9 protein-coding genes are annotated in these 16,011 nt (G+C 38.4%); 6 read left to right on the top strand and 3 right to left on the bottom strand.

Annotated elements, in window-relative coordinates:
• Positions 1 to 96 precede the first annotated feature (96 nt).
• Entirely contained in the window at positions 97 to 1,419 is a 1,323-nt protein-coding gene (locus tag KO02_RS10860) for a mechanosensitive ion channel family protein (RefSeq protein WP_081918358.1), read from the bottom strand.
• A gap of 549 nt (positions 1,420 to 1,968) precedes the next feature.
• On the opposite strand from KO02_RS10860, the gene acnA reads away from it, so the two are divergent.
• Positions 1,969 to 4,743: an aconitate hydratase AcnA gene (gene acnA / locus KO02_RS10865; protein ID WP_038698245.1), complete on the top strand. Its 2,775-nt coding sequence runs from the start codon at positions 1,969 to 1,971 to the stop codon at positions 4,741 to 4,743.
• A 250-nt stretch (positions 4,744 to 4,993) separates the two neighbouring features.
• On the opposite strand, the gene KO02_RS10870 is transcribed toward acnA, so the two are convergent.
• On the bottom strand, positions 4,994 to 5,932 hold the full coding sequence (locus tag KO02_RS10870) for a metallophosphoesterase family protein (protein ID WP_051959875.1): 939 nt from the start codon (positions 5,930 to 5,932) through the stop codon (positions 4,994 to 4,996).
• Between the two features lie 408 nt (positions 5,933 to 6,340).
• Between KO02_RS10870 and pepF the strand changes: the two genes are divergently transcribed.
• Positions 6,341 to 8,215, top strand: a complete 1,875-nt coding sequence (pepF, locus tag KO02_RS10875) for an oligoendopeptidase F (protein WP_051959876.1) — start codon at positions 6,341 to 6,343, stop codon at positions 8,213 to 8,215.
• Between the two features lie 104 nt (positions 8,216 to 8,319).
• On the opposite strand, the gene KO02_RS10880 is transcribed toward pepF, so the two are convergent.
• Entirely contained in the window at positions 8,320 to 8,826 is a 507-nt protein-coding gene (locus KO02_RS10880; RefSeq protein WP_038702536.1) for a pyridoxamine 5'-phosphate oxidase family protein, read from the bottom strand.
• A gap of 250 nt (positions 8,827 to 9,076) precedes the next feature.
• Here KO02_RS10880 and KO02_RS10885 point away from each other — a divergent pair, with 250 nt between their 5' ends.
• The 4 genes from KO02_RS10885 to KO02_RS10900 all read left to right on the top strand — a co-directional run bounded on the left by KO02_RS10885 (position 9,077) and on the right by KO02_RS10900 (position 15,967).
• A complete protein-coding gene (locus KO02_RS10885) occupies positions 9,077 to 9,976 on the top strand; it encodes a helix-turn-helix domain-containing protein (RefSeq protein WP_038698247.1) in 900 nt (299 codons plus the stop codon).
• A 190-nt stretch (positions 9,977 to 10,166) separates the two neighbouring features.
• Positions 10,167 to 11,327, top strand: a complete 1,161-nt coding sequence (locus tag KO02_RS10890) for an efflux RND transporter periplasmic adaptor subunit (protein ID WP_038698249.1) — start codon at positions 10,167 to 10,169, stop codon at positions 11,325 to 11,327.
• Positions 11,328 to 11,348: 21 nt separating this feature from the next.
• Positions 11,349 to 14,513, top strand: coding sequence for an efflux RND transporter permease subunit (locus tag KO02_RS10895; RefSeq protein ID WP_038698251.1), 3,165 nt, complete (start codon positions 11,349 to 11,351; stop codon positions 14,511 to 14,513).
• Positions 14,514 to 14,539: 26 nt separating this feature from the next.
• Positions 14,540 to 15,967 (top strand): efflux transporter outer membrane subunit, encoded by a 1,428-nt coding sequence (locus KO02_RS10900; protein ID WP_038698253.1) that lies wholly within the window; start codon positions 14,540 to 14,542, stop codon positions 15,965 to 15,967.
• Positions 15,968 to 16,011 lie beyond the last annotated feature (44 nt).

The raw sequence follows: 16,011 nt of genomic DNA on the forward strand, positions 1-16,011 counted from the left end.
GCTTTTATTGTCTACGATCATAAAATGTCTCTAGTGTTCAAACCTTTTATTAAATCTTGCATGCATTAGAAGAATTGAATCTTCATACAAGGTATATTATTGATTTATATTAGATGATTCTGAGTAGTTTTTAAGAAGAGATCGAATATCATCAGATGCTGGAAGTTCAAATACTTCAAGGTCAAAAGATTTAATAGCAGCGAATAAATGATCGAAAATATCTGACATTGTATCTTCAAAAAAAGACCATTGTGTACCTTTGGTAAACATATAGAGTTCTAATGGAAGCCCATGTTCATTAGGAGCTAATTGACGAACTAATAAGGTTAATTCCTTATGTATATTAGGGTTTTGAGCTGTATAAGCCTTGATATATGCTCTGAACAACCCGATATTGGTCATTCTTCTACCATTAACAAGAACTTTGGGGTCTACTTTATTCAGGATATTATATTCCTTTATTTCATTTTCTCTTTTTTCAATATAAGGGGCTAAAAGTGCAATTTTTTTAAGCTCTTCGATCTCTTCAATACTGAGATATCTAATGGTTGAAATTTTGATATTGATAGCTCTTTTGATCCTTCTACCTCCACTTTCCTGCATTCCTCTATAATTTTTTAAGGAGTCACTGAGCAGCGTGTAAGTCGGGATCGTGACAATCGTCTTATCCCAATTTTGAACTCTCACATTGTTCAGGTTTATTTGTAAAATATCTCCATCGACACCATATTTTGGCATTTCAATCCAATCACCCACACGTACAGAATCATTGGCAGAGACTTGTATACTTGCTACAAATCCAAGTATGGTATCTTTAAATACCAACATCAAAATAGCTGAAGCAGCACCGAGTGAAATTAGAAAAGACCAGGGCGACTGTCCCGTGATCAGAGAAACAATAAGAGTCCCAATCACAAATATCAAAAATATTTGCAGTACTTGAAGGTAGCTATCAACAGGTTTATCCACAAAAGCTTTGGAAGATCTCAAAATATCTCTTCCGGTCTTTAATAGACCATTTACAACACTATAAATAGAAATGACTAACAGGATGCCGAGCAACTTTGATAATGTCGAGGTGAAAGATGGAAATCCCATAAATACATAAGGTAGTAAGTATTGTGATATCGCTATGAGAATAAAACGGCTAAAATGAACCTGTACCTTATTTTCAAGTAGCTTATTATCCCAATTGGTTTTACTTTTTTTAATCAATCCCGTAACTATTGAATTGAAAAATATACGCAAAAGATAGTCTACAAATAGTAAGAGGATAAAAGCTGAGATGAGGAGAAAGGTAGAAGTCAAGATATGAGCAGTCTTATCGTAAATCCCTATAGCTTCAGCAAGGTTGAATGTCCATTGATAGATTGAACTTGTAGTTCGTTCGGTGATGTTAATGATGTTTGATTTTTCCATATTAACAAACAAATATACAAAAATGAAATTGATGTAATTTCTGAACCTACTATTATGAACAATCTAATAACATATATTTCAAGATATTCTAAGAAACTGAGGCTGATTATTTATAAATCAAAAGGGCCTAATTCTCATTAGACCCTTTATCTTGGCGTTTAACCGTACAGTAATTTTTATGTTTCTTATCGTTTCCTCTTTTTTGTTTCGTTATCCAAAGCTTTTGAGGACCTTTGGATTTTACCGTACTACGTCATATCTTTTACATTCGAAGCAGATTTGTTATTGTATTCTATTATAAGAACACTTGTCGTTCAAATAAGTTCATTTTATTTTAAGAAAAGTGTTAATGGTTCTAATATTGAAAAATAGCTCCTCTGTTATGTTTGATTATCTGAATTATTTAAACTTGAAGAGCTATACGTAATCCCAAAATATTCTACTTCAAAATATGATAAAGCAACAAAAAAGAAACATTTTACGCATGCTGTTTGTTTTGCTTCTAAGTACTTAATAGCGTATATTTATATACCAACAAAACTTGTTATCATGAGCACAACGAAAGCCAAATCTCTAAAAACAATCAGTATAAACGGAAAAAACTATAACTATTGTTCACTTAAAGATCTTCCCGAAGGATCGGTAGCCCATCTACCGTTCAGTATCCGCATCTTACTTGAAAATGTATTGCGTAATTACGACGGTTTCAGTATTACCGATGAACATATCAAGACACTCATCAACTGGACACCCGAACCTGTCGATAAAGACATTCCTTTTAAACCAGCCCGTATCTTGATGCAAGATTTTACAGGTGTTCCAGCTGTAGTTGATATGGCATCGCTCCGAGCTGAATATGTCCGTCACGGAAAAGACGGTCAAAAAATCAATCCTGCTATTCCTGTAGATTTAGTGATCGACCATTCCGTACAAGTGGATTATTATGGAACAGATTACTCTTATGGGAAAAACGTAGAATTGGAGTACCAACGGAATAAAGAACGCTACGAATTACTCAAATGGGCGCAACACGGTTTGAAAAACTTTACAGTAGTCCCTCCAGGAATGGGCATTTGCCATCAGGTGAATCTTGAATATTTAGCCAAAGGTATTATCGAACGTGTAGGTTGGTTGTTTCCAGATACTTTGGTAGGTACCGATTCGCACACACCTATGGTAAACGGTATGGGTGTGGTAGGTTGGGGGGCAGGAGGTATCGAAGCCGAAGCAGCTATGTTGGGGCAGCCCATCTTTTTCACCTGCCCAGAAGTGATCGGCCTCAAGTTGACCGGTAAAATTCCAGAGATTTGTACTGCTACCGATATGGTATTATCGATAACCAAAGTCCTTCGTGATAAAGGTGTAGTCGGCAAGTTTGTCGAACTTTTTGGAGATGGCTTGGATTACCTAACTGTTACCGATAGGGCTACCATTGCCAATATGTCGCCAGAATTTGGTTGTACCATTACCTATTTCCCTATCGACGACCGTACGTTGGAATATATGCGCACCACTAATCGCTCAGCCGAACAGATCAAGATAGTTGAAGAATATTGTAAAGAAAATCTTTTGTGGCGAACAGGTCATGAAGAAATCCGTTTTTCTTCTATAGTAGAGTTTGATCTGGCCACTTTAGAACCAACTGTTTCTGGACCAAAACGCCCGCAGGATAAAATTCTGGCAAAAGACCTTGGCAACCAATTTGCCACTCTGTTGAACCAAGAATACCAACGCAACTATAGCCTCCCGAATCAAAGAAAAGAATCGGCATGGCTTGCTGATGGAGGTTCTGGAACCGAATTTACTTTTGGTAAAGTTCCTAAGAGTACAGAATCCACGATGGAAGTTGTGAAAGATACGATGCAGTCTGTTCGTATAAAATATAAGAATCAAGAATTTGTTTTGAGTGATGGGAGTATTGTTATCGCCGCCATCACAAGTTGTACCAATACATCCAATCCGGCCGTGATGATAGGCGCAGGGCTGTTGGCACGCAATGCGATAGAAAAAGGACTACGCACTAAATCATGGGTCAAGACTTCCTTAGCGCCAGGCTCTAAAGTTGTTACGCAATATTTGAATCGCTCAGGACTGAGCAGCGACCTGGAGGCCCTTCGCTTTCACACCGTGGGTTATGGCTGTACATCCTGTATCGGAAACTCGGGTCCTTTACCACCACATATCGCAGAAGCTGTAGACAAGGGAGAGTTGGTCGTAGCATCGGTGCTCTCGGGTAATCGAAATTTTGAAGCAAGGGTCCATCCACAGGTTAAGATGAACTTCTTAATGTCACCCATGTTAGTGGTGGCTTATGCCTTGGTAGGAAGGGTAGATGTCGACCTTATGAATGACCCACTGTCGTATGATCCCAATGGTCAACCTGTATATCTAAAAGACATCTGGCCAAGCCGTGAAGAAATCGTCCAGACCGTCAATGATTGCGTCAAACAAAGTGATTTTCAGGAAGTCTACGATGTTATTTTTGACGGTTCCGAAGATTGGCAAAATCTCGAGGTCAACCTCGATGAACGTTTTGAGTGGAATAAAGATTCGACTTACATTAAAGAAGCTCCATTTTTTGAAAACCTACAGGCAAATCCTGAACCTGTTTCAGATATTACCAGTGCTCGTGTCTTATTGTATTTAGGCGATTCGGTGACGACGGATCATATTTCACCAGCCGGTTCTTTCCGAGAAAACAGTGCCGCTGGACAATACCTGGCTTCACACGGAATAGATAGCGCTGATTTTAACTCTTACGGTTCGCGTCGTGGAAATCATGAAGTCATGATGCGAGGTACATTTGCCAATGTCCGTATCAAAAACAAAATAGTTGATAAAGAAGGAGGCTTCAGTATTTACTTTCCAAGCGGTGAAGTAAAAACAGTTTACGAAACAGCTATGGAATATCAAAAGACCCATACGCCGCTTATCGTACTGGCGGGGAAAGAGTACGGGTCGGGTTCCTCGCGTGACTGGGCCGCCAAAGGAGCTTTTTTATTAGGAGTCAAAGCCGTAATCGCAGAGAGCTTCGAACGCATCCATCGTAGCAATCTGGTAGGTATGGGGGTGGCACCATTGGTATTTACCGACGGGCAAAATGCAGAAGGCTTAGGGCTGGATGGCACTGAAGTTTATGACATTTCAGGACTTGCCGATAATCTAACACCACATAAGTTGTTGTATGTAAAAGCCACGCACCCAAGTGGCAAGATAACCGAATTTAAAGTTCAGGCGCGTATGGATTCAGCTATCGAAATAGAATATTACAAAAATAACGGTATCCTGCAATATGTGCTAAGAGATTATCTTAAAAACAGTTAATGTATTTACTCTAGTAGGAGTATAGGTGAAAACTAAAAAGGGATTGGCTACATATAGTCAATCCCTTTTTTAGTTCATCGTCATTAATAGTTTTGGTTAGATCCCAATGTAATAAATGAAAGCGCTGCATTGCTTGCTTTGTAGGTTGCTATCGCTGCGGTTAGCATTACGATTTTCTGGTCAGTGAAGTTACCCACAACATATGACCTTCTTATCGCTTCAAAATTGTTCAGGCAGAAAGACCTTTCTATTATTGCTTTTTAAAAGGAAAATCCGTACGATTCAAAATGTTTCCATCATACTCTCGGATATAAGTGTAGAATCCTTTCTTTCCTTCTTTAAGTTCAATGATCCGCGCCCCATTTTTATCTCTGACGTAGGTATTTTCACTTCCTGAAAAACAGCCGTAGGCTAAACCGATTCCATAATAGTCCACCAAGTAATCATTCACATGGTCATGCCCTACAAATGTTCCAATCACGTCTTTCCGCCCTAACATAGCAGCATACATACCCGAATTGATGATCGGACTACCCTCATTTTCATAACGAACACCAATACGTTTATTGGCTAGTTTGTCAAATGCAATTCCGTATTCCGGAAATGGGATATGAAAAAAGGCTAATGCTGGAATTACACGACCATTCGACGCCTCTATCTTCGCGCTTTCTTTTAAATACCAGTTCACTTGATTAAAACCAAACCAGTCATAACCCTTTATACCATCAACCTGTGAATACGCTTTTGAATCCATAGCATACAAAGTAAATGCTGCTTTATGATCGTTCCCCATTACAGCTATGCTGGCATTGAGTACACCATCTACTTCCTGCAAACTAGCCCGATTGTTGATCAACAATGGTTTTTTGGACAAATAATCAGCAACCTGCGATCTGCTCCATTCACTTTCATCATCATGGTTTCCTAAAGTTACGATGTAAGGGATATTGCGCGAGATCACCACGTCCAACACCTCATCCCAACCTTTGGAAGTCGGAGCTTTGACCACCACATCCCCAGTAAAGATTACGACATCCGGTTTTTCACTTTCCAGCGTGCTTTCCATCATTTTGATAGATTTTGCAGAAGGAACTGCTCCTGCAGCATAATGCAGGTCGGTGAATTGAACAATCTTGAAATCGCCATGTTTGTTAAATTTCAATTGTTGCGCAGATACAGTCTGCATCATGAAAAATAAAATAATTTCTGCAAAAATTGTAGAAAAACGCACTATATACATGGTTTAAGGATTTAATATGTGTTAATAGATGAAGCTTGTTGCAGTCTTAATTTTCATTTGATTGCAATATTAAGCATTTCCGCAAAGTAAGCTGAATATTGTTAATACAGTTTTAAGTTAACTTTATAAAAAGGTTAACTAATTTTAAGTAGTTAAATCTTTTTGAAGGTACCTTTCATCAAACCTAGATCTGTACTTCATTCAAGCAAGATCAAAATCAACTATTTAGGCTAAGCCACATCCATAGATGTGGCTTTTATATTAATCAAGATTTTATGGATTTATCATCTGGCAGGGTTTATAACTTAGAAAATCTGAAAGATGTTTTGTAAATTGGTAGCACTATTTATATACAGTATGCGTAGAAAAACACAATTGATCACCGCGATGATGCTATTTTCAACGACGGTTGCGGTAAGCCAGATGAAAGTTCGTGAAGAACTGCCTGAAAAGTATAAGTGGGACCTTTCCCAATTATATGCTACGGATGAAAGCTGGAAAGAAGAAAAAGAACGAGTGCAACAAAAAATGCAGAAAGCTGCCTCGTACAAGGGAAAGCTTACACAGTCAGCCGCCCTACTTTTAGAAGCATTAGAGCTGAACAGTACACTAATCAAGGAAATGTCAAGACTTTCATCGTATGCAGCGATGAAGTCTGATCAAGATACCCGTGTGACCAAATATGCAGGAATGAATCAAGGACTGCAACAACTTTTTTCGGAATATGGAGCACTGACCTCATTCATGGAGCCTGAGTTATTGACCCTGAAAGAAGAGCAGCTCAATGCTTTTATTGCAAAAGAAAAAAGGCTGTCCATCTATAAGTTTTACCTAACAGATTTACTGCGCAAACGCGCACATAGAGGATCCGAAGAAGTAGAGAAAGTATTGGCATACTCCTCCTTAATGTCTGGCAATGCCGCTAATATCTACAGTACATTCATCAATGCTGAGTTTCCATATCCAGAGGTTGAATTGAATGGAGAGCATGTCAAGCTTAACTCCGCCAATTTTGCATTATATAGAGCCAGTGAAGACAGAGAAGTTAGGAGCAAGGTATTTGCCACCTATTTTGGTAAATTGAATGAATTTCAACGGACCTTCGGCGCACAGCTCTATGGTAATATCAATGCAGGATTGTTTGCTACAAAAGCCCGTAATTATGAGAGTACCTTAAATATGGCGCTTGATGGTGGTAATATTCCGACTGATGTCTTTCACAACCTCATCAAAAATGTCAATGGCAATTTAAATACCTTCCATCGCTATTTAAATCTTCGCAAGCGCATGATGGGGTTGGATACCCTGCACTATTACGATCTGTATGCACCTTTGGTTGACAAAGTTGATCTATCCTATACCGTAGAAGAAGCAGAAGAAAATATTCTGAAATCATTGAAACCCTTGGGCGACGACTATATAGCAGTGTCCAAGAAAGCATTTGAAGAAAGATGGATCGATATGTATCCAAACGAAGGAAAGAGATCAGGAGCATATTCCAATGGCTCTGCTTATGATGTACATCCGTATATTCTCATGAATTATAATGGAAAGTACAACGACATGTCTACATTGACACACGAATTAGGGCATACTATGCACAGTTATCTGACTAATAAAAAACAACATTTCGCTAATGCGGATTATTCGATTTTTGTAGCAGAAGTAGCTTCCACATTAAATGAGGAGTTACTAAACGATTATATGTTGAAGCAGATTAAAGACGATGAGACTAGGTTAGCTATCCTTGGTAACTACCTCGAAGGCGCCAAAGGAACACTATTCCGTCAAACGCAATTTGCCGAATTCGAATATATGATCCATGAAAAAGTGGCTAAAGGAGAAGCGCTCACTGGTGAAGATTTTGATAACATATATCTTGAACTGACCAAACGGTATTACGGACATGATAAAAATGTTTGTATTATTGATGACAACGTGAAATCCGAATGGTCTTACATCCCACATTTCTATTATAATTTTTACGTGTACCAATATGCGACATCATTCACGGCTTCAACCGCACTCTCCGAAAAGGTATTGCGCGGAACAGATGCCGATCGTAAGAAATATCTTAATTTTCTAGCTTCCGGAAGTACCAAATATCCGGTAGACCTTCTTGTTGATGCAGGAGTGGACATGAATACTACCGAACCCTTTGACCTGACGATTGCAAAGATCAATAAAGTTATGGCCGAGATGGAGGCTATTCTGACGAAACAAGGTAAATAAGAACAGTAATTGACCGAAACAACAAAAGCCGTAGCAATACGGCTTTTGTTTATTACGACTATTAGAAGCTGATATAAATTTCAGGCGCTAATATATACATCAAGCTAAATATTTAATTCTCCCTCTCGTCCAATATCTATTTTCTGACCAGAAATAGCACTTTTCGCAACTTGGAATATGGTCACCAGTTTATTCGTTTTATTATCCCAATAATGGGCATCCTGAACTTTCACTTTCAATATGCGTATATGAGGATCATCTTTTCCTTTTTCAAACCAAGCTTCTACAAATCTGTTCCAATATTTCTCAATACGTTCTTGGCTATTAGATATTTCTACTTCGCCATTTATACTCAAGAAGTTGTAGTCATCAACTTGAGAAAATAATAGACTTATTAAATTGTTGCTTTCAAGGTTTTTAAATGTTTCACTTTCTGCGGAAATAAGATACCAGATATTACCTTCTTCATCTACTTCCTGCCTACTCATAGGTACAGCATGAACAAAGCTGTTCGCTACAGGATAGGTGCACATCATTCCAATATCAATCTTGTTGACGAAATCTCGAAGTTTGTGAATAGCTTCAAGATTATGTAAATTCTCTGTACTCATAAAATTATGTTTTTTAAAACCAAACCTATATTGATAACATTTGAAGACAGATAAAGTTCGTTGCAGAATCAGGTATATACTAGAAAAATTAAAAAGCAAAAGAACATATTCAGAACGATGTATCTTTCCATCGTTCATCAAAAAAGATTAAAAGCTGACTTTTAACAGGTAATTGTCAAATAAATCAAAAGAGAGATTGTAGCTCTAAAAGATATTTTAACTTAGGTCAACTTTTTGGACGCGAATAATTATGGAACGTAAAATCACATTTTTCTCATTGAAAGAAATTGTTGAGGAACAAATGAATACGCAGTTGTATGACGGGTATACAATATGTCGTTTGCACAAAGACACTATGAGCGATTTACGCATGCAAGAACCCATGCGTACAGATAGTTTTGGTATGACGCTAATTTTAGCAGGCTCATTACGTATGCGGATTGGTTTTTCAGAACATGAGATGGGTGAAAGGATGGCTTTTTTACATTCACCAACAACAATATTAGAGTTTATCGAAATGGATGAACAGCTTGAAATGATCAGTTGCATGTTCTCGCTCGATTTCTTAAAAAGTATTGGCATATTTTTTCAAGGAAAGTCTTCTCTTGACTTTTTATTTGATAACTATTTAAAAGTATTTGATTTACAAGAGCAGGCGGTTAAGAGATATGCTATCCACATGGAGCATTTACAGGAATTAAACTTACGTAAAAGCCCCATTAAAAATCAGATGGAAATTATCCATAGTACCTTCTCTCTTTTACATTATGAAATAGAATCAATTCTTATGCAAGAGATTGTACATAATGTGGCGTTAAGTGGACGAAAGGAAAAATTATGTATGGAGTTTATTACCCTTGTTATGGATGGATTTAAAATCCATAGGTCGGTACAGCATTATGCAGATGCTCTTTTTATTAGTCGTAAATATTTGAGTAGAGTAGTCAAAGAAGTAACAGGTCTCAATCCTTTACAAATTATTGAGCAAACATTGATGGCAGAAATTATTAGCAAATTGCGTTCTAATTTGTTTTCTATTTCAGATATCATGCATCAATTAAATTTTAATGACCTTCCGACATTTAGTAAGTTTTTTAAAAAAAATATCGGTATTTCTCCCAATATGTACCGAAAAGAATTGTTGAAGTAAAAAACATCATTATTGATTTGGTGTCTTTTTGACAAGTTAAAATTCCTTTTTGACTTTTTATCATATTTAGTCAGTCTTATATTTGTTCCATTATTAAAATGAACGGTTAACAAGTTTAATTACCCACATCCTAGATGTCTAATAAATAAACTACTGTTTCTTAAATAATGAAAAACATAATATATTTCAGATGAATCGAAAATCAGTTTTTAGTACAACTTTGCTTGGACTTAGTTTAGCCTTCTTAACAAGTTGTAGTCAAAACCCAAAGCATGGTCCTGGGGCAGCAGCTCCGGTTGAAGTTCCTGTGATGACACTTCAAAAGGGGAGTGGAACATTAACAAAAACATATGCTAGTAGTATAGAAGGAGTTGTTAATGTTGAAATCCGTCCTCAAGTTTCGGGGTATTTACACAAGATCTATGTAGAAGAAGGTGCCACAGTCCGTGCGGGTCAAGTTTTGTTCCAAGTCGACGATCGTATGTATAGGGAGCAATATAAAACTGCGCAAGCTGCTATTTTAGCTGCGAAAGCGAATCTGTCCAATATTAAAATAGATTTAGATCGTAAAAAAGAATTAGTAAGCAATAAATTAGTGTCTACACTTCAGGTTGAACAGGCGCAAGCTTCATTCGATGGAGCTCAAGCAGCATTAGCCCAAGCGATGTCTGCTTACGAAACGGCGAAAATTAATTTGGAATTCTGCACGATTAAAGCTCCTGTTAACGGAACTATTGGTCGTATCCCATATCGTTTAGGTAGTTTAATTAATCCAAGTGCTGTCAATCCATTGACTATGCTGTCAGATACACATGCTGTATACGCTTACTTTTCAATGAGTGAAATCGATTTTGTGAATTTTCAAGATAGATTGGAAGGGAGCTCAACTGCTGAGAAGTTAAAGGATGCGGAGCTAGTCACTTTATTGACTGCCAATGGCCAAGCATTCTCTCAGCTTGGAAAGATTGATGCCATCGAGGGACAATTTGACAAGAATACGGGTTCGATTACTTTACGCGCTAAATTTCAAAATCCAGAAGGACAGTTACGCACAGGCAATACCGGAAAAGTACTTATTGAGCAACCTGTTGATAATGTCGTATTAGTCCCGGTTACAGCCACTACAGCTGTTCAAGATAAAATTTTCGCTTATACCATTGATAAGGATGGCAAAGCAGCACAAACTGCTATTGTAGTCAGCGGTAAACAGGGAGGGGACTATTTCGTTCAATCAGGTCTTCAGTCAGGAGATCAGATTATTACTAATGGACTGAGTTTTCTTCAAAACGGCATGCCTGTAAAGGTCAAGTCCGTAAGCACAACAAGTCAAGACAGTTTAAAAAAGTCCTAGGTATCATTTTCAGAAGACATTATGTTAAAAAAGATAATAAAACGGCCAGTATTGGCGACCGTTATATCCATTTTATTGGTTATTCTCGGCGTAGTTGCTATGATGGGATTACCGATAACCAAATTCCCAGAAATCGCACCCCCAAGTGTGATGGTTACTGCTATGTATCCAGGTGCCTCGGCAGAGGTAATTGCTAGATCAGTAGCACCACCCCTTGAGAATGCAATCAATGGGGTAGAAAATATGGATTACATGACCTCTACATCAAGTAATGATGGAAGTTTAATGCTTACTGTTGTATTCAAGTTAGGCACTGATCCTGATCAAGCAGCCGTCAATGTTCAGAACCGAGTCTCACAGGCAACGAGTATGTTACCTGCTGAAGTTACTCAATTTGGAGTAACAACCCTTAAGAGGCAGAATAGTATGGTTGCTATGATTACTCTTTATTCTGATGACAGCAAATCGGACGAGCTTTTTATCGAGAACTATGCTAAGATCAATATTGTACCAGAATTAAAGCGTATTACAGGTGTCGGTGATGCTCAGGTGTTTGGTAATAAAGATTATTCCATGCGTGTGTGGCTCAATCCAACACAGATGGCATCTTATAGTATTACTCCACAAGAAGTCTCCGCTGCGATTCAAAGTCAGAATCTGGAAGCTGCCCCAGGAAGATTTGGTGAAAGTACAAAAGAAGCTGTTGAATATGTTATCCGTTACAAAGGTAAGCTCATAGAAGTTGAAGATTACGAAAATATAATTGTACGAGCTAATTCAGATGGATCAGTTCTGCGACTTCAAGATATCGCAAAAGTAGAGTTTGGTTCGTATACCAATACGGTTAGTACAAGTTACAATAAGAAACCGGCGATCATGATTGCCTTATTTCAAACAGCGGGATCAAATGCAAATGCTGTTGAAGTAGCTATGCAAGAGCGCTTGGCCGAGCTTGCTAAATCTTTCCCCGCAGGTCTCAAATACACTACACCTTATTCTTCCAAAGAATCATTGGATCAATCTGTTGAGCAGGTAATTACGACGCTTATAGAGGCGTTTATATTGGTGTTTATTGTTGTATTTATCTTCCTGCAAGATTTTAGATCTACCCTAATTCCTGCCATTGCAGTCCCTGTTTCGATTATAGGTACATTCTTTTTTATGCAGTTGTTTGGATTCTCTATTAATTTGTTGACACTGTTTGCGCTGGTTTTGGCTATTGGTATCGTAGTGGATGATGCTATTGTCGTGGTTGAAGCAGTACATGCCAAGATGGAAAAGAAAAAGTTAAATGCTAAAGCAGCGACGATGTCGGCCATGAGTGAGATTACGGGCGCGATCATATCCATTACCTTAGTGATGTCTGCTGTCTTTGTCCCAGTAGCCTTTATGGAAGGCCCAACAGGGGTATTCTATCAACAATTTGCATTGACATTGGCGATGGCTATTCTGATTTCTGCACTTAATGCTTTAACTCTAAGTCCAGCTTTGTGTGCCATTTTGTTAAAATCACATGATGGTCATACGGAAGGAAAGAAAACCAATTTTAAAGAACGCTTCTTTGCAGGTTTCAATGCCGCGTTTAATAAGATGACATTTCGCTATGGTAAATCGGTACTCTTTTTAATCAAGCGTAAGTCAGTAGCATTTTCAGCTTTAGCATTGCTCATCGGTTTATTCATATGGATGTTTCGTACGACTCCGACTGGTTTTATTCCAGATGAGGATCAAAGTTTCTTAATGGCGATGGTCAACACACCTCCAGGAGCTTCTTTAGACCGTACCACGCAATTGATGACAGCAGCTGAGTTGGATATCCAAAAGCACCCAGCAGTTGAATCTGTTATTAATGTTTCAGGTCTTAATATGATGACATTCAGCACATCCTCTTCGTCAGGTGTCATGATGATCCGTTTAAAGCCTTTAAAAGAAAGGGGGGATGTTAAAGATATCGATCAGATTTTGGGAGCTCTCCAAGGCCAACTCCAGAGTCATCAAGGAGCAAATTTCTTTGTGTTAGGAATGCCTACGGTTTCAGGGTTTGGTAATACATCAGGATTAGAAATTGTATTACAAGATAAGACAGCAGGTAGTTTAGCTAAATTCAGTGAGGTGTCAAATGGTTATATGGGTGCATTGATGCAACGCCCAGAGATAGCCTTCGCTTTTACCACATTTAATGCCTCTTATCCACAATTTGAAATAATTGTTGATGAAATGAAGGCAAAACAACTTCATGTCAATGTTTCGGATCTTATGGCAGTTATGCAAGGTTATTACGGAAGTATGCAGGCATCTGATCTAAATCGATTCGGTAAATATTACCGTGTCGTGATTCAGTCGTCTCCCGAATTCAGAGCAGATCCGTCATCCTTGGATGGAATTCAATTAAAGAACCAATTGGGTCAGATGGTACCCATCAATAGTTTAGTCACATTGAAACCGGTTTCTGGTCCAGAGACTGTTGAGCATTTTAACTTATTCAATGCCATCAATATCACAGCAATGCCCAATCCTGGATATAGTACTGGGCAAGCTATGGAAGCAGTAGAACAGGTTAGTGCTAGCTTCTTACCAAATGGCTTTGCACATGATTGGAAAGGGATGAGCCGGGAAGAGAAGTCTTCAAGTGGACAGACAGCGGTAATTTTTGGATTAAGTATCATATTCATTTACTTCCTTCTTTCTGCCCAATACGAAAGCTATATTTTGCCATGGTCAGTATTGATCAGTATCCCTGCCGGGTTATTAGGTGTATTCATTGGGATAAGTCTTGCAGATTTATCCAATAATATATATGTGCAGGTCGCACTGATAATGTTGATTGGTTTATTGGCCAAGAACTCTATCCTGATTATCGAATTTGCGATCCAACGCAGGCGAGCAGGAAAGAGTTTAGTTGCAGCAGCAGTTGAAGGTGCTAAGGCGCGACTTAGACCTATTCTCATGACTTCGTTAGCTTTTATAGCAGGTTTGACACCTTTATTATTTGCTGTCGGTCCATCCGCAATTGGTAATCATTCCATTGGTTATGCAGCTGTATTTGGCATGATAGCAGGGACTATTTTCGGTTTGCTATTAACTCCAATATTATTCGTGGTATTTCAATATCTACAAGAGCGTCTAAGTGGTAAACCAGTTGATGAAAGTGATTGGGAATACGAAGAAGCCGAAGTTTCAAATTAATAGTAAATCAAATGGTACGGATTGACATGAATAAAAATAAAATAAACATGACTTGTCTATGTGTAAGCCTACTACTGGCTTACTCATGTAAGTCTTCGAAATACATACCACAAGAAACCAATGTCCCAAGTGAATTTCCGCAAGGACAGACAGTGACAATTGTGGATACTACTAATTCCATTGGAGCTATTTCATATCGAGAATTTTTTAATGATCAAACGCTACTTACGTTAATTGATAGTGCATTGTTAAATAATAATGACCTACTGGTTGCAATCAAACAGATTGAGATCGCTAATGAATCGATGAAACAAGCAAAATGGGGTCATATACCGCAAATCGGACTAACGGCAGGAACAGGTTCTGTGACTCGTCCATCAGATAATAGTATAAATGGGACGACAGTTGTTCAAGCGACAGGGAAAAGGTACATGGAAGATTACTCTTCTACGCTCAACATTTCTTGGGAAGCAGATATCTGGGGTAAGATCAAAGGACGCAAAGAGATTGCTTTGACCAGCTATCTCCAGACTCAGGAGGCTAGAAAGGCTGTACAGACACGATTGGTCAGTACTATAGCGCAAGGCTATTATAATCTTTTGATGTTGGATTTACAAAAGGAAATCAGCCTGAAGAATTTAAGTTTGATTGACAATGTACTACAAATGTCACGTGTCCAGTACACTTTGGGACTGACTACGTTATTAGCCGTTCAGCAACAAGAAAGTAATCGAGATGTTGTTGCCAAGACAATTCCAGTATTAGAGGAGCAGATTACTGTGCAGGAAAATAGCCTGCAAGCATTGGTAGGTCGTATGCCAGGTCAAATTGAAAGAAGGACAAGTCTGTTATCGTTAACAGTAAAAGACCAGCTGTCTACCGGTATCCCCGCAGAAATGCTTGCTTTAAGACCAGACGTACGAACAGCAGAACTAGCCCTTCAAAAAGCAGTAGCACAGGTGCATGTATCTAAAGTTAGTATGTATCCTAGCTTGAATATTACTGCACAAGGTGGGTTGAATGCTTTCAAGGCGAGTGATTGGTTCAATATCCCAGGATCGTTGTTTGGAGCAGTTGCTGGTTCCATTACACAGCCAATATTACAGGGTAGACAATTAAAGACAGCATATAACCAATCCATCCTAGCTGGAGAACAAGCAGAGATTCAGTTTAAAGAAAGTGTCTTGCAGGCTGTGACCGAAGTTTCCAATATTTTGGCAAATATCGCCTCGTTAGATGAGCAACAAACGATATCAACAGGCTTGGTACAAAGAAACCTTGAGATGATTGTTAATGCCGACCAATTATTCAAAAATGATATGGCGACATACATCGAAGTAATAACAGCTCAACAAAGCAAATTACAATCAGAGCTTGATAATGCAGCTCTCAAAAACCAAAGGCTCTTAGCGGAAGTCAACCTTTACCGCGCATTGGGTGGTGGTCGCTATTAGCATAGTACGTAGTAGTCTATATATGTTCAACGATGTGTCCTGAA

This window comes from Sphingobacterium sp. ML3W (assembly GCF_000747525.1).
Lineage (GTDB): Bacteria > Bacteroidota > Bacteroidia > Sphingobacteriales > Sphingobacteriaceae > Sphingobacterium.